The sequence below is a fragment of the Anaeromyxobacter sp. PSR-1 genome, from assembly GCF_000964525.1.
In the GTDB taxonomy this organism is placed as follows: Bacteria; Myxococcota; Myxococcia; order Myxococcales; family Anaeromyxobacteraceae; genus Anaeromyxobacter.
This window is the reverse complement of the sequence record NZ_BAZG01000007.1, coordinates 17,759-36,154: the sequence shown is the minus strand read 5'-3', so window position 1 is coordinate 36,154 and position 18,396 is coordinate 17,759. Positions and strand designations below refer to the sequence as shown.

Sequence of the window (18,396 nt, the reverse complement as noted above, 5' to 3'; positions counted from 1 at the left end):
CCCGTTGCACCTGACCAGAGGGGGTCACGCGTGAACCTGGAGCTGCTCACGCTCGCCGTCGGCGCGTACGCCGCCGTGCTCGCCTTCCTGGGCTGGCTCGGGTACCGCCGCACGCGCAGCGCCGCCGACTACCTGGTGGGCGGTCGCGAGATCCACCCGGTGCTGATGGCGCTCGCCTACGGCTCCACCTTCATCTCCACCTCCGCCATCGTGGGCTTCGCGGGCGTCGCCGCGCTCATGGGCATGGGCCTGCTCTGGCTCACCATGCTCAACATCCTGCTCGGCGTGTTCGTCGCGTTCGTCGTGTTCGGCCGCCCGACCCGGCGGCTGGGCGCCGCGCTCGACGCGCACACGTTCCCCGAGCTGCTCGGGCGCCGCTACCGCTCGCGCTTCATCCAGGGCTTCGCCGGCGGGACCATCGCGCTGCTCATGCCGCTCTATGCCGCCGCGGTGCTCATCGGCGGCGCGCGCTTCCTCGAGGTGCAGCTCCAGCTCGACTACCAGGTGGCGCTGTTCGTGTTCGCGGTCATCACCGTCGGCTACGTGCTGTTCGGCGGGCTGAAGGGCGTCGTCTACACCGACGCGTTCCAGGCGGTGCTGATGGTGTGCGGCATGCTGGTGCTGCTCGTCGCCACCTACGCGCAGGTGGGCGGGCTCTCCGCGCACCAGGCGCTCACCGATCTCGCCGACAAGGTCCCGCCGGCGCTGCGCGCGCAGGGCCACCGCGGCTGGACCGCCATGCCCGCGGCCGGCTCGCCGCTCTGGTGGCAGATGGTGTCCACCATCGTCCTCGGCGTCGGTATCGGCGTCCTCGCCCAGCCGCAGCTCACCGTCCGGTTCATGACCGTGAAGAGCGGGCGCGAGCTGCACCGCGCGCTCGTGCCCGGCGGGCTGTTCCTGCTGCTCATGGCCGGCGTGGCTTACGTGGTCGGCTCGCTCACCAACCTCTGGTACTTCCAGCGCACCGGGAAGATCGCGCTCGCGATCATGACCGACCCGGCCACCGGCAAGCCCAACGTGGACCGGCTCATGCCGCTCTACACGCAGGCCGCCATGCCGGAGTGGTTCGCCTACCTGTTCATGCTGGCGCTGCTCGCCGCCGCGATGTCCACGCTCTCGGCGCAGTTCCACGCCATCGGCACCGCCATCGGCCGCGACCTCTACGAGCAGGCGTTCCGGCTGGGCGGCGGGGCCGAGCGCACCGTGCTGCTGGCGCGCGCCGGGATCCTGGCGGGCTTCGCCGGCACGGTGCTCCTCGCCTGGAACCTCGGGCCCGGCGTCATCGCCATCGCCACCGCGCTCTTCTTCGGCATGTGCGCCGCGACGTTCCTGCCCGCGTTCGTCTCGGCGCTGTTCTGGGCCCGGTCCACCCGCGCGGGCGTGATCGCCGGGATGCTGGCCGGGTTCGCGGCCTGGGCGCTGTGGGTGCTGTTCGTGCACGAGCGCGAGTCGGCCGCGCTGGGCGTGGTGAAGGCGCTGACCGGCCGGACCAGCCTCGGCGCCGGGACCACCTGGGCGCTCGTCGATCCCATCGTGGTGGCGCTGCCGGTCTCGTCGCTGGTGACGGTGGTGGGCTCGCTGCTCGGCCGCGCCGCGCCCGGCGCGGAGGCGGGCGCAACGGCCCGGACGCGGGAAGGAGGGCTCGATGCTGGGCTTCGGTGACCTCGGCGTCACGGCGGCGTTCGTGCTGACGCTCGCGAGCGCGGCGCTGTGCGTGGGATACGGCCTCCTCCACTGGAACGACGACGACGCCCCCCTGCCCCCGCCGGTCCACCCGCCCGGCGAGGCCGAGCTCGACGACCTCTGATCCGATCCGCCCGCACCGCCCGACCCCGTCCCACGGAGCCCTCGATGCGCCGAATCCGCCGCCTCCTCGCCGCCCTCGCGGCCCTCGCCGCGCTGCCGCTCGCCGCGCACGCGCAGACGCCGCCGCCCCCGGCTCCGGTCGCCCCGGCCCCGGCCCCGGCGCCGAAGCCGGGCGTCACGGTGGACCTCTCCGGCTGGCTCATCGCGAACGCGTACTGGAGCGACGGCGGCCTGAACGCGAGCGACCTGCCGCAGTGGGCCACGACCGCGCACTCCACCGCGGGCATGACGGTGCGGCAGAGCCGGGTGCGCGCCGCGCTGGGGCTGCCGGTGGACGGGCTGCTCGGGGGCGCGGTGCTGAAGGGCCTCGTCGAGGCCGACTTCATGGGCACCTACGTGAACTCCGACGCGTCGATGCCGCAGGTCCGGCTGCGCCACGCGTACCTCACCGCAGCCTGCGCGCGCGGGAACCTGACGCTGCTCGTGGGCCAGACCTGGTCGCTGTTCGGCGGCCCCTGGTTCGCGACCAGCCTCGGGCACGTGGCGCTGCCCCGCTTCGCCGGCGCGGGCTACCTGTACCGGCGCGCGCCGCAGGTGCGGCTCACCGCCGAGGCGGGCCGCGGCAAGGACGTCGGGGTGACCGCGGCCGTCGCCGCGCTCGCCTCGAGCGGCGACAAGGCGACCTCGCAGAACCAGCTCGTGGGCGAGCGCGCCGGCGTGCCGGACGCGGAGGGCCGGGTGGCGCTGCAGCTCCGGCGCGCCGGGAGGTCGTGGCTGGAGCTCGGCGCGTCGGGCCGCTTCGGGCAGCAGCTCTGGAAGCTGGACGGCCTCTCGGCGCCGCGCGAGGAGCGGCTCACCGGCTGGGGCGTGGCGGCCGACGGCCGGCTCGAGGTGCCGTACCTGGTCGTGCAGGGCGGCACGTTCATGGGCGAGGTGCTGGGCGGCTACGGCTCGGTGGCGCCGGTGGTGCGGCCCACGAAGAACGCGACCGATCCGGCGAAGCTCGACGCCATCTCGCCGGTGCGGACCGGCGGGTTCTGGGCGCAGGCGGTGGTGACGCCCATCCCGGTCCTGCAGCTCCTCGGCGGCTACGGCATCGAGGAGCCGCGCACCTCCGACCTGCCGGCCGGCAGCGAGGCGACCACCATCGAGCGCAACCAGCAGGTCTCGGGCGGCGCCATCCTGGCGCTCACCTCGCGCTGGAAGGTGTCGCTCGAGGGCACGCTCTACACCACGGAGACGCTCGACGGCGCCCGGCGCGAGAGCACGCAGCTCGAGGTGGGCTCCTTGTACGCGTTCTGAGCGACCCTTCGACTCCGGCCGCGCCCGGGGCGCGGCCTACGCTCAGGGTGAGCGGACCGGGATCCGCTCGTCCTGAGCCCGTCGAGGGACGAGCGAGCGAGCCGGACTCAGGCCGGCGCGACCTTCCGGTGGTCGAGCACCCGCCGGGCCTTGCCGGCGGAGCGCTCCAGCGTGTTCGGCGCCACCAGCTCCACGATCATCCGGATCCCGGTGACCGCGTGGATCTCGCGGTCGATGCGATCGCGCAGCTCCACCATCTGGCGCATCTCGTCGCGGAAGTCCTCGGGCCGGACCTCCACCTTCACCACCACCTCGTCGAGCGCGCCGGGGCGCGAGACCTCGATGAGGTAGTGCGGGGCGGTGCCCTCGACGCGGAGCAGCGCCTCCTCCACCTGCGACGGGAACACGTTCACGCCGCGGATGATGAGCATGTCGTCGGAGCGCCCGCGCACCCGGCTCATGCGGACGCCGGTGCGGCCGCAGGGGCACGGCGAGCGGTCGAGCGCGGCGAGGTCGCGGGTGCGGTACCGCAGCACCGGCATCGCCTCCTTGGTGAGCGAGGTGAACACGAGCTCGCCCACCTCGCCGTCCGGCACCGGCTCGAGCGTGACCGGGTCGAGGCACTCGACGATGAAGTGGTCCTCCTGGACGTGCATGCCGTCGCGGGCCGGGCACTCGCCGGCCACGCCGGGCCCGATCACCTCGGACAGCCCGTAGTTGTTGAAGGCGAGGATCCCGAGCGAGCGCTCGATCTCCCCGCGCATCTCCTCGGTCCAGGGCTCGCCGCCGAAGTGGCCGTAGCGGAGCGGCAGGTCGCCGGGCCTCAGGCCCTCGGCCCGCGCCACCTCGCCCACGTGCAGCGCGTAGGACGGCGTGCAGATGAGCACCTCGGCGGAGAGGTCGCAGATGAGCCGCACCTGGCGCGGCGTGTTCCCGCCGCCGGACGGGACCACCGCGGCGCCCACCCGCTCGATGCCGTAGTGCAGGCCGAAGCCGCCGGTGAACAGGCCGTAGCCGAAGGCGACGTGGACGGTGTGCTCGGGGCGGAGCCCGCCCGCCACCAGGAACCGCGCCACCAGGCCGGACCAGGTCTCGAGGTCGCGGCGGGTGTACGCGACGAAGGTGGGGCGGCCGGTGGTGCCGGAGGAGCCGTGGATGCGCGCCACCTGCTCGCGCGGCACCGCCAGCAGGCCGAGCGGGTAGCTCTGCCGGAGGTCGTCCTTCACCGTGAACGGCAGGCGCCGCACGTCGGCCGGGCCGCGCAGGTCCTCGTCGCGGACGCCGAGCGCCTCGAGCGCCTTGCGGTAGCGGGGCACCGCGCGGGCGCGGCGGACGGTGTCGGCGAGGCGGCGGCCCTGGAGCGCGGCGAGCGCGTCACGGTCGAGCGTCTCCTCCGGATCGAGGATCCGGTTCTCGAGCGCGAAGCGGGCCATCGGCTAGGCCCCCGCGCGCGCGAACAGCTCGGCCGCGCCCACCAGGCGGACGCCGCGCGCCTGCAGGAGCGCCGCCGCCCGGTCCGGATCCGAGAGGCGGAAGACGAGCGTGGCGTGCTCGCCGCGGCTCCGCACCGAGTACGCGTACATGTACTCGATGCCCAGGCCGCAGGCCTCGAAGCCCTGGAGCACCTCGGCGAGGCCGCCCGGCCGGTCCGGCACGTCCACCGCCAGCACGTCGGTGACGTTCACGACCACGCCGGCCTTCTCGAGCACCTGCTTCGCCCGCTCGTGGTCCTTCACGATGAGGCGCAGGATGCCGAACTGCTGCGTGTCGGCGAGCGAGAGGGTGAGGATGTCGATGCCGGCGTCGCCCAGCACCTGGCACGGGACCCGGAGCTGCCCGGGGCGGTTCTCGAGGAAGAGCGAGAGCTGACGGATCTTCATGCCGGCCTCCGGTGCGGGATCAGATGCTGCGACGGTCGATGACGCGCTTCGCCTTGCCCTCGCTGCGCTGCAGCGTGCGCGGGGCCACCAGCGTCACCTGCGCGCGGATGCCGAGCACCTGCTCGAGCGCGGCGGCGAGGTGCTCCTGCAGCCGCTGCAGGCCGCGGATCTCGTCGGAGAACACCTCCGGCGTGACCTCGACCTGGACCTCCATCTCGTCGAGCCCCTTCGCGCGGGTGAGGACGATCTGGTAGTGCGGCAGCGTCCCCTCGACCTGCAGCAGCGCGGTCTCCACCTGCGACGGGAACACGTTCACGCCGCGGATGATGAACATGTCGTCGGAGCGCCGGCCGATGCGGCGGATGCGCCGGAGCGTGCGGCCGCACGGGCAGGGCTCGGGATCGATGGCGGTGATGTCCCGGGTCCGGTAGCGGATCATGGGCATCGCCTGCTTGGAGAGCGTGGTGAGCACGAGCTCGCCCTCCGCGCCGTCCGGCAGCACCGCGCCGGTCTCCGGGTCCACGATCTCCGGGTAGAAGTGGTCCTCGAACAGGTGGAGCCCGTCGCGGTGGACGCACTCGATGCCCACGCCCGGGCCGATGATCTCGGAGAGGCCGTAGATGTCGTGGGCGCGGATGCCGGCCTCCCGCTCGATGTGCGCGCGCATCGACTCGGACCAGGGCTCGGCCCCGAACACGCCCACCTTCAGCCGCCCGAAGCCGATCTTCGCGTCGCGGGCGCGCTCGATGAGGTGGACCATGTACGAGGGCGTGCAGCAGATGGCGGTCACGCCGAAGTCCTGCAGCACCATGAGCTGGCGCTCGGTGTTGCCGCCGGAGATGGGGATCACCGTCGCGCCGAGCGCCTCGCCGCCGTAGTGCGCGCCGAGGCCGCCGGTGAACAGGCCGTAGCCGTAGGCGTTCTGGATGAGGTCGCCCTTGTGCAGCCCGCAGGCGGCGAACGCGCGCACCATCACGCTCGTCCACACCTCCAGGTCCGCCGCGGTGTAGGCCACCACGATGGGCTTGCCGGTGGTGCCCGAGGAGGCGTGCAGCCGGACGATCTCCTCCACCGGCGAGGCGAACAGGCCGAACGGGTAGGTGTCGCGCAGGTCGGCCTTCACCGTGAACGGCAGGCGCCCGAGGTCCTCGAGCGCGTGCAGCGCGTCGGGGAAGACGCCGCGGGCCTCCATGCGCTGGCGGAGGAGGGGGACCTTCTCGTAGGCGCGCGCCACCACGGCGCGGAGCCGGGCGAGCTGGAGCTGCTCCAGCTCGCGGCGGGGGAGGAAGTCGGGGGCGCTGGCGGGGTGGAAGGCGCTGCCGGCGTCGTTCCAGGAGGTGGTCACGGGGCCTCCCGCGTCAGCGCGCGGCGGCGGCGGTCTCCCGGCCGAGCCGGAAGGCCGCGTCGTTCACGGCGTGGAGCCGCTCGGGCAGCGCGGCGTGGATGGCGGCGAGCCAGTGGGCCTCGTCGAGCTCGAGGTGGTGCGAGAGCAGGCCGAGCAGCGCCACGTTGAGGCTGCGGCGGTTCGGGAGCCTCGCCTCGTCCACCGCGTCGGGCGGGATGAGGAGGCCGCCGGGCCGGAGCAGGGGGCGGGTCACCTCCAGCTCGGACGGCGCCAGCACCAGCAGGAAGTCCGCCTCGCCGGCCGGGACCATGGGCGAGAGGACCTGCGCGCCGAAGCGGACGTCGGTGGTGACCGAGCCGCCGCGCTGGCTCATGCCGTGGACCTCGGCCTTCTTCACGTCGAGGCCGGCGCGGAAGGCGGCGTCCGCCAGGATGTCGGAGGCCTTGATGACGCCCTGGCCGCCCAGGCCGGCGACGACCACGTTCACGGTCCGGCTAGGCATCGGACACCTCCCCGGCGCCGGCGCAGCCCGCGCAGGCGAGCGCGGCGCGCTTCTCGTCGGCCGCCTTCTCGTACTTGCGGATGTCGGCCGCGGCGAGGATGCAGGGCCGCCGCGCGATGATGACGGACAGCTTCGGCTCGGCGAGGCGGTCCTTCAGCAGCTTCTCCCAGCCGGCCGGATCGGCGACCGGGTCGATCACGTCCACGTTCGCGACGCCCAGCGCGCGGGCCAGCCCCTCGATCGACACCTTGCCGGTGGGCTCGTGATCGAGCGTGCGGCCGGTGCCGGGGTGCTCCTGCTGGCCGGTCATGGCGGTGGTGCCGTTGTCGAGCACGACGAGCACGTGGCCGGTGGGCGGCGGGTTGTAGACCATCTCGACGAGGCCGTTCAGGCCGGTGTGGACGAACGTCGAGTCGCCGATGATCGAGACCACCCGCCGCGCGTCCGCCTCGGGCAGCACGTGGCGGAGGCCCAGCCCGACGCCGAGCGAGGCGCCCATGGCGACGCAGGTGTCGATGCCCTGGTACGGCGGGAGGACGCCGAGCGTGTAGCAGCCGATGTCGCCCGCCACGATGCAGTCGAGCTTGCGGAGCGTGGCGTAGACCGGGTGGTAGGGGCAGGCCTCGCACAGCGCCGGCGGCCGGCCCTTCGGCGGCTCCGGCTCGGGCGAGCGGTCGCGCGCCAGGATCCGGCGCACCCGCTGCACGTCCAGCTCGCCGAACCGGTACGGCGCCTCCTTCGACTCCACCGCGATGCCCGCGGCGCGGATGGCGTCGGCGAAGATGGGGTCGCCCTCCTCCACCACCACGCAGCGATCGACGCTGGCCGCGAAGGCGCGGATCTTCTCGAGGGGGAGCGGGTAGACGGTCTTCAGCTCGAGCCGGCTCGCCGACGGCGCGGCCTCGGCCACGTGCCGCGCGGTCACGCCGGAGGTGATGACGCCGAGCGCGCGGTCGCCCTTCACCCAGACGTTGAGCGGGGTCGCCTCGGCGAACGCCTGGAGCGCCTCCAGCTTCTGGCGGAGCCGCCGGTGCGCGGGGCGGGCGTAGGCCGGGATCATCACGCGGCCGGGGATGTCGCGCACGAACGCCGGGGCGGGCGGGGCCGGCAGGTCGGCGCGGCGCGCGGCCAGCGTCTTCGAGTGGCACACGCGCGTGGTCATGCGGAGGATGACCGGGATGGCGAAGCGCTCGGACAGCTCGAACGCGGCCACGGTGAGGTCGTAGGCCTCCTGCGAGTCGGCCGGCTCGAGCATGGGCAGCCCGGCCGCGGCGGCGTAGTGCCGGTTGTCCTGCTCGTTCTGCGAGGAGGCCATGCCCGGATCGTCGGCGCTCACCACCACCAGGCCGCCCGTCACGCCGGTGTACGCGGCGGTGAAGAGCGGGTCGGCGGCCACGTTCAGCCCGACGTGCTTCATGGTCACGAGCGCGCGCGCGCCGCCGAACGCGGCCCCCAGTCCCACCTCGAGCGCCACCTTCTCGTTCGGCGCCCACTGGGCGCGGCCGCCCAGCGCGTCGAGCGCCTGGAGGATCTCGGTGGAGGGGGTGCCGGGATAGCCGGTGCCGAGCCGGACGCCCGCGTCGCGGGCCGCCGCCGCCACCGCCTCGTCGCCGGATAGAAGCCGCCGTTCCATCGTTCGGGTTCTCCTCTCGCGCGCGCCGGATCACGGGGCGTGCAGGCCGCCCCCGGTCCGCGATAGAACGGGCCGGTCGCGGTCGTCTCTGGACGTGGACCCGGCATGATACCTGAACGGGGCTGATGATTCCCATCCCTACCCTGGCCCGGCTGACCGCGGAGGCCCGGACCGCCGGCCCGCTCCGGCTGGTGGTGGCGGCGGCGGCGAGCGACTCCGCGCTGGCGGCGGCGGCGCTGGCGCGCCGGCAGCGGATCGCGGACGCGGTGCTGGTGGGCGGGCGCTCGGAGATCGCGGCGCGGCTGCGCGCGCTCGGAGAGGATCCGGCGCTGTTCGAGCTGCACGAGGCCCCGGGCGACGAGGACGCGGCGCGCCGCGCGGTGGCCATGGTCCGCGGCGGCGAGGCGGCGGTGCTGATGAAGGGCCGGCTCCAGACCTCCGCGCTGCTCGAGGCCATCCTGGATCGCAGGGACGGGCTCCGCGACGGGCGGCTCCTCTCCGACGTGCTCGTGGCCGATCACCCGCTCTCCGCCGCGCCCCGGCTGCTCGGCGTCACCGACGGCGGCGTGAACGTGGCGCCGGACCTCGGGCAGAAGCGGGCCATCGTGGAGAACGCGGCGGCGCTGTTCCGCGCGCTCGGGTACGACCGGCCGCGGGTGGCCTGCCTGTGCGCGGTCGAGACCGTGGCCGAGGCCATGCCGCACACCCGCGACGCGGCCGCGCTCGCGGCGATGAACGCGCGCGGGGAGCTGTCGGGATGCGTGGTGGGCGGCCCGCTCGCGCTCGACAACGCGCTCTCCGCCGACGCCGCCCGGCAGAAGGGCATCGACCACCCGGTGGCCGGCCGGGCCGACGTCCTGCTCGTGCCCACCATCGAGGTCGGCAACGCGCTCGGGAAGGCGTTCACCTACCTCGCGCACCGGAGCGTGGCGCACGTGATCGTGGGCGCCCGCGCGCCCGTGCTCATCCCGTCGCGGGTGGAGCGGCCGGAGGACAAGCTCTGCTCCATCGCGCTCGGCGTGCTGGCGGCGGCGAGGGGCGCCCCGTGAGCGCAGGCGCCGGGCCGGCCGCGCCGCTGATCCTGGCGGTGAACCCGGGGGCCGGGTCCACCAAGCTCGGCCTGTTCCGCGGGGGCGGGCTGGTCCGCGAGGAGAAGGTGCTGCACCCCGAGGCGATGGCCAGGCCCGCGGCGCGGATCTGGGACGAGCTGCCCGGGCGCGTCGCCGCCGCGGAGGACTTCCTCTCTCGCGCCGGGGTGCGGGCGGGCGACCTCGCCGCGGTGGCCGGACGCGGCGGGCTGCTCCCGCCGCTCGCCGCCGGCGCCTACCTCGTGGACGAGGCGCTCGTCGGCGAGCTGGAGCGGGCCGCGCACGGGGAGCACGCCTCCAACCTGGGCGCGCCCATGGCGCGCGCGCTCGCCGCGCCGCACGGCTGCCCGGCGCTGGTGGTGGACCCGGTCTCGGTGGACGAGCTCGCGCCGGTGGCGCGCGTCACCGGGCTCGCCGGGGTGGAGCGCACCAGCTTCGTCCACGCGCTCAACCTCCGCGCGGTGGCGCGGCGCCACGCGGCCGCGGCCGGGCGCCCGCTCGAGGCGCTCTCGCTCGTGCTCGCGCACCTCGGCACCGGCATCTCGCTCTGCGCCCTGTCCGGCGGCCGGATGGTGGACGTGGTCAACCCGCGCGACGAGGGGCCGTTCTCCGGCGACCGCGCCGGCGGCGTGCCGGCCACCGCGCTCGTGGACCTGTGCTTCGCGCCGGGCGCCGACGCACGGACCGTGAAGCGCCGGCTGTTCGGCGACGGCGGGCTCTACGCGCACCTCGGCACGCGCGACGTCCGCGAGGCGCTGGCGCGCGCCGGGCGCGGGGACGCCGGGGCCGCGCTGCTCGTGGACGCCATGTGCTACCAGGCGGCGAAGGCCGTGGCGGCGATGGCCGTCGCGCTCGACGGCCGGGTGGACGCGATCGTGCTCACCGGCGGGCTCGCCCACCTCGCGCCGGTGGTGGAGGGCGTCCGGCGCCGGGTGGCGTGGATCGCGCCGGTGGAGGTCCACCCGGGCGAAGACGAGCTGCGGGCGCTCGCCGAGGGCGCGCTGCGCGTCCTCTCCGGCGAGGAGCCCGCCCGGCGCTACGCGCCGCTCGCGCCCGCGCGCTGAGCCCCGCGAGGCAGCGCGGCGGCGAGCCGGCGCACCGCCTCGGCCAGCTCGCGCTCGTCGAGGCGCCCGAAGCCGAGCCGGAGGAACGGGCGCGGCCGGCGATCGTGCGCGAACAGCCGCCCCGGCTGCACCGCCACCCCGGCGCGGAGGGCCCGCGCCGCCCAGGCCTCCGGGTCGAGGCCCGGCGCGACCCGGCACCAGAACGCCATCCCGCCCGCCGGGGTCCGGAAGGAGAGCGCGCCGGCGAGGTGCGCGCGCAGCCCGGCCGCGAGCGCCTCGCGGCGGCCCGCGTAGACGCGGCGGGTCCGCCAGGCGTGCCGCTGCGCCTCGCCCTCCTCGAACAGCTCGGCGACGGCCGCCTCCACCGCGAGGTCGCCCTGGCGATCGAGGAAGCGCCGGTGCGCGGTGAGCCGCGCGATCGCGTCGCGCGGGCCGGCCAGCCAGCCGATCCGCAGGCCGGGGGCGAGCACCTTCGAGAGCGTGCCCACGTACACCACCACCCCGGCGCCGTCGGCGCTGGCGAGCGGCGGCACCGGGCGGCCCTCGTAGTGGAACTCGGCGTCGTAGTCGTCCTCGAGGACGAGGAGCCGCGCGCGCCGGGCCAGCTCGAGGAGCGCGAGGCGCCGCGCCGGCGCGAGCGTGACGGTGGTCGGGTACTGGTGGTGCGGGGTGAGGTAGACGGCCCGGATCGCGCCCGCCGCGGCGAGCGCCTCGAGCCGCTCCACCTGCAGCCCGCGCGCGTCCACCGGCACCGGCACGGTGCGGAGCCCGGCCAGGCGCAGCGACTCCCAGGCCGGCCGGTAGCCGAGCGCCTCGACCGCGACGCCGTCGCCGGGCGAGAGCAGCGCCCGCCCGGCGAGCGCGAGCGCCATCTGCGCGCCCCGGGTCACCAGGATCGCCTCCGGCGGCACCGCCAGCCCGCGCGCCTCGCCCAGCATGCGCGCCAGCGCCGCCCGCAGGCGCGGGTGCCCGGCGGCGTCCCCGTAGGCGAGGTGCTCGCGCCGGCGCAGCGCCCGGCGGTAGGCGCTCCCCAGCGCGGCCACCGGCACGAGGCGCGGATCGGGCGTGCCGCCCAGGAGCTCGAGCGTGCCGGGCGGCAGCGTCTCCCAGGTGGCGTCGGACGGGGCGGGGGGCAGGTCGAAGCCGGCGCGCGCCGCCGGGCCGGGCGCGCCCGCCGCGCCGGGGGCCGGGGGCGGGAGGTCGCGCGAGACGAGCGTGGCCCGGGCCGGGTCGGAGGCGATCCAGCCCTCGGCGGCGAGCTCGCCGTAGGCGGCGAGCACGGTGTTGCGGTGCACGCCCAGCGTCCGCGCCAGCGCGCGGCTGGAGGGGAGCGGCGCGCCGGGGCGGAGCGCGCCGGCGCGGATCCGGGCGGTGAGCGCGCGGGCGATCTGCACGGCGAGCGGGGCCGGGTCGGCCCGGTCGAGCGAGAGCGGGGTCTGCCAGGTGCGCACTGGTCCATCCGATACCTCGAAACTGGACCTTCTCGCCAGACCAGCCCCGGCGCAGGCTGCCGCGCATGAGACGCGAGATCTTCCGGACCGGCCGCGCGGAGGCCCTGGCGCTGCTGCGGCGGGCGCCCACCGTGCACCTCGCCACCACCACCCCCGAGGGCGCGCCGGTGCTGCGCGCGCTCGACGCCGCCGTGCTCGACGACGGCGTCTGGTTCCACGGCGCGCGCGCCGGCGAGAAGGCGCGCTGCCTGGGCCGGGCGGCGGTGGTCTCCGCCGAGGAGCTGGTGGCGCACCTGCCCAGCTGGATGGCCGATCCGGTGCGCGCCTGTCCGGCCACCACGCTCTACCGGAGCGTGCAGGCGCACGGGACGCTGGAGGAGCTGACCGACCCGGCGCGGAAGGCCGAGGTGCTCTCGGCGCTGATGGCGCGCTGGCAGCCGGAGGGGCGCTACCGCCCCATCCGCGCCGACGACCCGCTCTACGCGGGCGAGCTGCGCGGGATCCTGGTGCTGGGCGTCCGCCTGGGCGAGGCGCTCGACGGCAAGTGGAAGCTGCTCCAGAACCGGACGCCCGAGCAGATCGGCGCCGCGCTCGCCGGGCTGTGGGCGCGCGGCGCCCCGGGCGACGTCGCCGCCATCGAGGCCGTCCGCGCCGCGAACCCGGGCGCCCCGGAGCCGGCGTTCCTCGCCGCGGGGATCCCCGGGGTCCGGCTGCACGTCGCGCTCGGCGAGGCCGACGCGCCGGCCGTCGAGGCGCTCCTCGCCGGCGAGTACTGGTGGGAGGGCGAGCCCGCCGCGCTGGCCGGCCCCTCGCACCTCGCCTCCACCGCCTGGGTGGGCGCCCGCGACGCGGACGGCGCGCTCGTCGCCTCGGCGCGCGCCATGGCCGACCCGCGCCACGCCTGGATCTACGACGTGGTGGTGGCGCCGGCCTGGCGCGGGCGCGGCCTGGGCAAGCGGCTCGTGGCGCTGCTCCTCGACCACCCCGCGCTCCGGCGCACCCGCTTCGTCCGCCTCGTCACCCGCGACGCGCAGGGGCTCTACGCCCGCTTCGGCTTCGCGGACGCGGCCGGCCAGCGGCGCTCCGCGACCTCCACCGAGATGGTGCTGGTGCGCGAGGTGCCCGCCGAGGCGGGCGGGGCGGACGCGGCCTGAAGTCCGCTCAGGCCGCGCCGCGGGCGCGCCGCCGGCGGATCCACACGGCCACCGCGAGCGCCACCAGCACGGCGCCGAGGACCGCGAGCTCGACCCGGCGCACGCCGCGCTCGGCCTCGCCGAGGTGGTGCGAGAACAGGTAGCCGACCGAGACCACCAGCGGCACCGAGACCAGCGCGGAGAGGCCGTCCGCCAGCAGGAACGTGCGGACGCGTACCCCGTGCGTGGCCGCGAGCGCGAAGGCGGCGAGCCGCAGGCCCGAGGTGTGCCGGGCGACGGCCACCGACAGGAACGCGTGGCGCGCGAGGTGGCCCTCCAGCCGGCCGCGGCGCTCCGGCGTGAGCACCCGCGCCACCGGCCGGGCGCCGAGCACCCGCTCGCCGTGCCGCCGCGCGACGAGGAACCACGCGAGGTCGCCGCCCACGATCCCCGCCCAGCACACCGCCATGACGAGCGGCAGGCGCAGGTAGCCCTGGTGCGCGAGCACCCCGGCGCCGAGCTGCGTGGCCTCCTCCGGGATGGGAAGGCCCAGGCCCGCGCCGCCGAGCAGCGCGAGGATGGCGAGATAGCCGTAGCGCGCGAGCAGGCCCTGGAGCATCTCGCGAATCTACGGCCGGTCGCGGGCGCGCGCCTAGAAGTAGCCGAGGACCAGGGCCGCCGCCTCGGTGGCGAGCGGCTGCCGCCGGCCCTCGAACGCCAGCGAGAGGTCGCGCGCGAGGTGCAGCCGGAGCGCGCCGCCCCAGGACCAGGTGGTGCGGGGCGCGGCCTCGGGCAGCCAGCGCCAGCGCGCGTCGGCGAGCAGGACGGCGCGGGACCCGAGGCGGAGCCGCGCCAGCGCCGAGGGGCCGATCCCGGGGCGCCACCCGGTGCCGCCCGCGCCGGAGAGCCGCGGCGAGGCGCGCAGCTCCAGGTCGCCGGTGGCGGCGAGGTCGAGGCCGCCGGGCAGCGCCGCGGCCAGCCCGCCGCCCAGCTCGCTCGCGAAGGCGACGCACCGGTCGCAGCCGCGGTCGCGCACGGTGGCGGCGCCGAAGCTCGCCTTCCAGGACGGCCGGGCGTCGAAGCGCGTCACCGGGCTGAGCGAGACGATGCGCACGAGCGCCACGTCGTCGAGGTCCACCCGCCGCTCGCGCGGCGTCCAGCGGAGGCGGGTGGGGAGGAACTCGATCTGCGCGGTGGGGGGGTAGCCCTCGGGCGGATCGCCGAGGTCGTGCAGCGCCAGGCGGAGATCGAGGAGCACCGTGCCGCCCTGCCCGTCCACGGCGCCGCCGCCCAGGCCCAGGCGCAGGGAGCCGTGGCCGCGCTCGGGGCGGCGCGCCTCCGGGACGGGGAGCGCGAGCGGCGCGCTCGCCACGCCCAGCGCGGCCCGGCGCTCGAGCAGCGCTTGCCGGTCCTGCGCCGCCTTCGGCCCGAGGCCGCGGATGAGCTCGCGCGCGTGGCGCAGGTCGAGCAGGTCCACCGCCGCGTCGAGCACCTTCGCCTCCGCGTCGGGCGGGGTGGCCGGGTCGAGCGGCGCCGCCGGGTCGCGGGAGAGCGCCTCCACCTCGCGCAGCTCGGCGCCGGAGAGCCGGCGGGCCCGCGCCTCGAACTGCGTGCGGATCGAGGGCCGGTAGTGGACGCGCCGCACCAGGCCCGGGTTCCGGAACAGCGCCACCACGGTGTCCGACGGGAGCACCACCGCCCGGCCCACGTGCGAGAGCAGGTCGAGCCGCGGCGCGGCGGCCTCCAGCGCGCCGAGCACGTGGTAGCTGCAGTTCTCGTCGAGGTACCAGTAGTCGAACCAGGTGCCGCCCAGCTCCCACACGTGCGCGCCGAGCAGCGCCACCTCGCCCGGCGTGAGCTCGAGGTCGTACTCCCACAGGTCGCGGGACTCGTAGTCCCCGTACTCGCGGACCTTGTAGTAGTACGGGTAGTACTTGAACTCGCCCTTGAAGAAGCCGAGCAGCCCCTTCGCCGCGTAGAGCACCGCGTTGCCGGTGTCCACGGTGGCGGCGTAGTCCACCCCGTAGTCGAGCAGCTCGAAGTGCTTGCCGCCGATTGCCTCCGGCGCCTTGTCGAGCCGGAGCAGGGTGTGGCCGAACGCCGAGGCGGGGTTGTTGAGGTAGTAGGACGAGAACACCACCGTCACGCCCTGCGGCCGGATCTTCCCGTAGAAGTCCTCGAAGCGCGGGCAGCGGCGCGGCGGCAGGCGGGCGAGGTCGAAGCCGAGCCGCCCGCCCAGGAACGCGAAGCGCGCCGGGAAGCGGCACTGCGCGTCGTCGAGCTCGTCCGCCCTGGGCGTGGCGTCGAGGAAGCCGGCCAGCGTCGCCTCCAGCTCGGCGGCCGGATCGGTCTTCCCGTCGCGCGCCCGGAAGAACTTCGCGCCGTCGGCCTCGCTCTTCCAGCCGCCCAGCGGGCGCGGGCGCCAGTGTCCGAGCTTCAGCCAGCCCGGGTCCTCCGCCAGCCGCAGCGCGCGGGCCTTCGCGACGAGCTCGCCGAGGTAGGCGGGGTCGGCGGGCGGCGGGGCGGGCGGGGACGCGAGCGCGAGGGCGAGGGCGAGGGCGAGCGGGCCGAGCATGCGGGGCGACGAGGGTAAACGAAAGGGGAGCCCTCTCGCGAGGGCTCCCCTCCGTCGAAGCGTCGGTGCGGGCTAGCTGCGGCCGCAGCCGAGGGCCGCGTCGCCGTGCAGCGTGTCGAGGATCGCCTTGGTCACGTCGTCGTTCGAGGCGCTCTCGCTCGGGAAGATCGACTTGAAGTTCTTCTGCAGCGCCGCGCCCACCGCGTGCGAGTTCTCGCAGGCGTTGATCACGGTGAGCGCGCCGATGGCCTCGCCCTCGCCGCGGGAGATGTCCTTGGCGAGCGCCTCGCGGTTCGCGTCCACGAAGTTCTTGGTGCCCGCGGCGAACACGCCGCTGCCGCAGTTGGACGTGCCGGTGGTGATGCCGAAGGTCTGGTTGCCGAAGGTGCCGTTGGTGGTGGCGGCCAGGATCTGGACCGCGCCGGGGGTGCTGCCGAACGCCATGGAGCCGAGGCCACAGCCGGCGGTGCCGTAGCGGCCGGTGCCCTTGATGGCGGAGGCGGTCTGATCGGCGGCGGCGGCCGGCACGGCGAGCAGCGCGGCGACGAGCGCGAGCGTGATGCGGGTCATGTGTCTCCCTTTCGTTCGGGGGTTCACGAACCCCCAGTGAAGTCCCCCACGCATGCTTTCCGTGGAGATCGTTCCCGTATACCGCTGTCTCTCACGCCTGCGAACTTCGCAGACGACCCTTGTCGGGGCCCTGCCGGGCAGGACAGGATTTCGGTTGCGGCACCGTGGCGCACTGCGCAATATGGTCGAGCCCCAGACTTGATTCCGGAATCAGGAGCGATCATGGCCCTCAAGATCGTGGTGACCGCGAAGCGCGTCGAGGACCCGGAGTCGAAGATCCGAGTGAAGCCGGACGGCTCCGGGATCGTGACGGACGGCGTCAACTACAAGATCAACCCGTTCGACGAGATCGCCGTCGAGGAGGCGCTCCGGCTGAAGGAGCGCCACGGCGGCGAGGTGGTGGTCGCCTCCATCGGTGGGGAAAGGTCGCAGACCGAGATCCGCGCCGCGCTCGCCATGGGCGCCGACCGCGGCATCCTCGTCCGCCACGACGGTCCGCTCGATCCGGTGGTGGTCTCGGCGCTGCTCGCCAAGGTGGTCGAGCAGGAGAAGCCCGACCTCGTCATCCTCGGCAAGCAGTCCATCGACGACGACCAGAACCAGGCCGGCCAGTACCTGGCCGAGCGGCTCGGCTGGCCGCAGGGCACGTTCGCCTCGAAGACCGAGAGCCTGGAGAGCGAGGCCGAGCAGAAGAAGGAGCCGGGCCTGGTGCTCTCCGCCGACGGCAAGGCGCTCACCGTGGTGCGCGAGGTGGACGGCGGCGTGGAGACGCTGGAGCTGGGCCTGCCCGCGGTGGTGACCACCGACCTGCGCCTCAACAAGCCGCGCTTCGCCTCGCTGCCCGGCATCATGAAGGCCAAGAAGAAGCCGCTCCAGGAGCTGGCCGCCGCCTCGCTCGGCGTGGACCTCGCGCCGAAGGTGGTGGTGAAGCGCCTCGCCGAGCCGCCCGCCCGCAAGGGCGGCGTGAAGGTGGCCGACGTCGAGGAGCTCTGGAAGAAGCTGCACGACGAGGCGAAGGTCCTCTAGCCCACCGTCCGCGCCTCGCGCGGCGATCGAACCTCCGGAGGCGACATGTCGAACGTCCTCATCGTGGCCGAGCAGGGCGGCGGCCAGATCCGCAAGGCGACGCTCCACGCCATCTCGGCCGGCCGCGCCGTCGCCGCCCGCACCGGCGGCGCGCTGCACGTGGCGCTGCTCGGCAAGGGCGTCCGCCCCCTCGCCGACGCGCTCGCCGCGTACGGCGCGGAGGTGCACGTGGCCGACGCGCCGGCGCTCGAGCACCCGCTCGCCGACGCCTGGGCGCCGGTGATCGCGGAGCTCGCGAAGGCCTGCGGCGCGGCGTACGTGGGCGCCGCCGCCACCGCCCAGGGCAAGGACCTCCTGCCCCGCGTCGCGGCCCGCCTCGGCGCCGGCATGGCCACCGAGGTGCTCGGCTTCGGCGGCGACGGGCCGGCCGTCACGTTCCGCCGGCCCATGTGGGCGGGCAACGTGCTCGCCGAGGTGGAGATCGCGACGCCGGTGAAGGTGTTCACGGTCCGTGCGACGGAGTTCCCGGCCGCCGAGCAGGGCGCCGGCAAGGGCGCGGTGCACGAGGTGGCGGCGCAGGTGCCGGCCGGCCTGCGCACCCGGCACGTGGGCTTCCGCGAGGTGAAGAGCGAGCGGCCCGAGCTGACCGAGGCGCGCGTGGTGGTGTCGGGCGGCCGCGGCACGAAGGGCGACTTCAAGCCGGTCGAGGCGCTCGCCGACGTGCTCGGCGCGGCGGTGGGCGCCAGCCGGGCCGCCGTGGACGCGGGCTGGGTGCCGAACGACTGGCAGGTGGGGCAGACCGGCAAGGTGGTGGCGCCGGACCTGTACGTGGCGGCGGGCATCTCCGGCGCCATCCAGCACCTCGCCGGCATGAAGGGCTCGAAGGTGATCGTGGCGGTGAACAAGGACCCGGACGCGCCGGTGTTCCAGATCGCCGACTACGGCCTGGTGGCGGACCTGTTCCAGGCGCTCCCGGCGCTCACCGAGAAGGTGAAGGCGTCGAAGTGAGCGGGCGGGCGGT

17 protein-coding genes are annotated in these 18,396 nt (G+C 75.5%); 8 read left to right on the top strand and 9 right to left on the bottom strand.

What is annotated here, in order from left to right; genetic code table 11:
* Window positions 1–30: 30 nt before the first annotated feature.
* The 3 genes from PSR1_RS02360 to PSR1_RS02355 are packed head-to-tail and all read left to right on the top strand — an operon-like array spanning window position 31 to window position 3,108.
* Window positions 31–1,662, top strand: a complete 1,632-nt coding sequence (locus PSR1_RS02360) for a sodium:solute symporter (RefSeq protein ID WP_059436041.1) — start codon at window positions 31–33, stop codon at window positions 1,660–1,662.
* The gene (locus PSR1_RS24145) at window positions 1,646–1,807 is read left to right on the top strand and encodes a symporter small accessory protein (RefSeq protein WP_193388334.1); all 162 of its coding nucleotides are present in this window, start codon (window positions 1,646–1,648) and stop codon (window positions 1,805–1,807) included. The genes PSR1_RS02360 and PSR1_RS24145 overlap by 17 nt, the downstream gene beginning before the upstream one ends.
* 44 nt (window positions 1,808–1,851) lie before the next feature.
* Window positions 1,852–3,108: a hypothetical protein gene (locus PSR1_RS02355; protein WP_059436040.1), complete on the top strand. Its 1,257-nt coding sequence runs from the start codon at window positions 1,852–1,854 to the stop codon at window positions 3,106–3,108.
* A 107-nt stretch (window positions 3,109–3,215) separates the two neighbouring features.
* Here PSR1_RS02355 and PSR1_RS02350 read toward each other — a convergent pair whose 3' ends face one another.
* Genes PSR1_RS02350 through PSR1_RS02330 form a run of 5 tightly spaced genes read right to left on the bottom strand, consistent with a single transcriptional unit; the run spans window position 3,216 to window position 8,468 of the window.
* Window positions 3,216–4,541, bottom strand: a complete 1,326-nt coding sequence (locus PSR1_RS02350) for a phenylacetate--CoA ligase family protein (protein WP_059436039.1) — start codon at window positions 4,539–4,541, stop codon at window positions 3,216–3,218.
* A gap of 3 nt (window positions 4,542–4,544) precedes the next feature.
* Window positions 4,545–4,988: an ACT domain-containing protein gene (locus PSR1_RS02345; protein WP_059436038.1), complete on the bottom strand. Its 444-nt coding sequence runs from the start codon at window positions 4,986–4,988 to the stop codon at window positions 4,545–4,547.
* Window positions 4,989–5,007: 19 nt separating this feature from the next.
* Complete coding sequence (locus PSR1_RS02340; RefSeq protein ID WP_059436037.1) at window positions 5,008–6,333, bottom strand: phenylacetate--CoA ligase family protein; 1,326 nt, start codon at window positions 6,331–6,333, stop codon at window positions 5,008–5,010.
* Window positions 6,334–6,346: 13 nt separating this feature from the next.
* Window positions 6,347–6,835: an indolepyruvate oxidoreductase subunit beta gene (locus PSR1_RS02335; RefSeq protein ID WP_059436036.1), complete on the bottom strand. Its 489-nt coding sequence runs from the start codon at window positions 6,833–6,835 to the stop codon at window positions 6,347–6,349.
* The gene (locus PSR1_RS02330) at window positions 6,828–8,468 is read right to left on the bottom strand and encodes a thiamine pyrophosphate-dependent enzyme (protein WP_059436035.1); all 1,641 of its coding nucleotides are present in this window, start codon (window positions 8,466–8,468) and stop codon (window positions 6,828–6,830) included. Before PSR1_RS02330 ends, PSR1_RS02335 begins: the two co-directional genes overlap by 8 nt.
* 125 nt (window positions 8,469–8,593) lie before the next feature.
* Between PSR1_RS02330 and PSR1_RS02325 the strand changes: the two genes are divergently transcribed.
* Window positions 8,594–9,517 carry a phosphate acyltransferase gene (locus tag PSR1_RS02325; RefSeq protein WP_059436034.1) on the top strand — a complete coding sequence of 308 codons (924 nt, stop codon included), beginning with the start codon at window positions 8,594–8,596 and terminating at the stop codon, window positions 9,515–9,517.
* Window positions 9,514–10,620, top strand: a complete 1,107-nt coding sequence (buk, locus tag PSR1_RS02320) for a butyrate kinase (protein WP_059436033.1) — start codon at window positions 9,514–9,516, stop codon at window positions 10,618–10,620. The genes PSR1_RS02325 and buk overlap by 4 nt, the downstream gene beginning before the upstream one ends.
* Here buk and PSR1_RS02315 read toward each other — a convergent pair.
* Window positions 10,593–12,071, bottom strand: coding sequence for a PLP-dependent aminotransferase family protein (locus tag PSR1_RS02315; RefSeq protein WP_059436032.1), 1,479 nt, complete (start codon window positions 12,069–12,071; stop codon window positions 10,593–10,595). The genes buk and PSR1_RS02315 overlap by 28 nt on opposite strands.
* A 65-nt stretch (window positions 12,072–12,136) precedes the next feature.
* Between PSR1_RS02315 and PSR1_RS02310 the strand changes: the two genes are divergently transcribed.
* Window positions 12,137–13,225, top strand: coding sequence for a GNAT family N-acetyltransferase (locus PSR1_RS02310; RefSeq protein WP_059436031.1), 1,089 nt, complete (start codon window positions 12,137–12,139; stop codon window positions 13,223–13,225).
* A gap of 7 nt (window positions 13,226–13,232) precedes the next feature.
* Here the strand turns inward: PSR1_RS02310 and PSR1_RS02305 are convergent, their stop codons facing one another.
* The 3 genes from PSR1_RS02305 to PSR1_RS02295 form a co-directional block, all read right to left on the bottom strand.
* Window positions 13,233–13,823: a DedA family protein gene (locus PSR1_RS02305; protein ID WP_059436030.1), complete on the bottom strand. Its 591-nt coding sequence runs from the start codon at window positions 13,821–13,823 to the stop codon at window positions 13,233–13,235.
* 33 nt (window positions 13,824–13,856) lie between these two features.
* Window positions 13,857–15,779, bottom strand: coding sequence for a DUF4105 domain-containing protein (locus tag PSR1_RS02300; protein ID WP_059436029.1), 1,923 nt, complete (start codon window positions 15,777–15,779; stop codon window positions 13,857–13,859).
* A 72-nt stretch (window positions 15,780–15,851) separates the two neighbouring features.
* Window positions 15,852–16,349 carry a DUF3015 domain-containing protein gene (locus tag PSR1_RS02295; protein ID WP_059436028.1) on the bottom strand — a complete coding sequence of 166 codons (498 nt, stop codon included), beginning with the start codon at window positions 16,347–16,349 and terminating at the stop codon, window positions 15,852–15,854.
* Between the two features lie 222 nt (window positions 16,350–16,571).
* Here PSR1_RS02295 and PSR1_RS02290 point away from each other — a divergent pair, with 222 nt between their 5' ends.
* Window positions 16,572–17,375 (top strand): electron transfer flavoprotein subunit beta/FixA family protein, encoded by an 804-nt coding sequence (locus PSR1_RS02290; RefSeq protein WP_059436027.1) that lies wholly within the window; start codon window positions 16,572–16,574, stop codon window positions 17,373–17,375.
* Between the two features lie 45 nt (window positions 17,376–17,420).
* Window positions 17,421–18,383, top strand: a complete 963-nt coding sequence (locus PSR1_RS02285) for an electron transfer flavoprotein subunit alpha/FixB family protein (RefSeq protein ID WP_059436026.1) — start codon at window positions 17,421–17,423, stop codon at window positions 18,381–18,383.
* Window positions 18,384–18,396 lie beyond the last annotated feature (13 nt).

Excerpts from the sequence above, each read along its gene's own strand:
- PSR1_RS02305 (WP_059436030.1), bottom strand. The coding sequence starts at position 13,823 with ATGCTCCAGGGCCTGCTCGCGCGCTACGGCTATCTCGCCATCCTCGCG.
- PSR1_RS02325 (WP_059436034.1), top strand. The coding sequence starts at position 8,594 with ATGATTCCCATCCCTACCCTGGCCCGGCTGACCGCGGAGGCCCGGACC.
- PSR1_RS02330 (WP_059436035.1), bottom strand. The coding sequence starts at position 8,468 with ATGGAACGGCGGCTTCTATCCGGCGACGAGGCGGTGGCGGCGGCGGCC.
- PSR1_RS02285 (WP_059436026.1), top strand. The coding sequence starts at position 17,421 with ATGTCGAACGTCCTCATCGTGGCCGAGCAGGGCGGCGGCCAGATCCGC.
- PSR1_RS02355 (WP_059436040.1), top strand. The coding sequence starts at position 1,852 with ATGCGCCGAATCCGCCGCCTCCTCGCCGCCCTCGCGGCCCTCGCCGCG.
- PSR1_RS02310 (WP_059436031.1), top strand. The coding sequence starts at position 12,137 with ATGAGACGCGAGATCTTCCGGACCGGCCGCGCGGAGGCCCTGGCGCTG.
- PSR1_RS02300 (WP_059436029.1), bottom strand. The coding sequence starts at position 15,779 with ATGCTCGGCCCGCTCGCCCTCGCCCTCGCCCTCGCGCTCGCGTCCCCG.
- PSR1_RS02345 (WP_059436038.1), bottom strand. The coding sequence starts at position 4,988 with ATGAAGATCCGTCAGCTCTCGCTCTTCCTCGAGAACCGCCCCGGGCAG.
- PSR1_RS02295 (WP_059436028.1), bottom strand. The coding sequence starts at position 16,349 with ATGACCCGCATCACGCTCGCGCTCGTCGCCGCGCTGCTCGCCGTGCCG.
- PSR1_RS02335 (WP_059436036.1), bottom strand. The coding sequence starts at position 6,835 with ATGCCTAGCCGGACCGTGAACGTGGTCGTCGCCGGCCTGGGCGGCCAG.
- PSR1_RS02290 (WP_059436027.1), top strand. The coding sequence starts at position 16,572 with ATGGCCCTCAAGATCGTGGTGACCGCGAAGCGCGTCGAGGACCCGGAG.
- PSR1_RS02350 (WP_059436039.1), bottom strand. The coding sequence starts at position 4,541 with ATGGCCCGCTTCGCGCTCGAGAACCGGATCCTCGATCCGGAGGAGACG.
- PSR1_RS24145 (WP_193388334.1), top strand. The coding sequence starts at position 1,646 with ATGCTGGGCTTCGGTGACCTCGGCGTCACGGCGGCGTTCGTGCTGACG.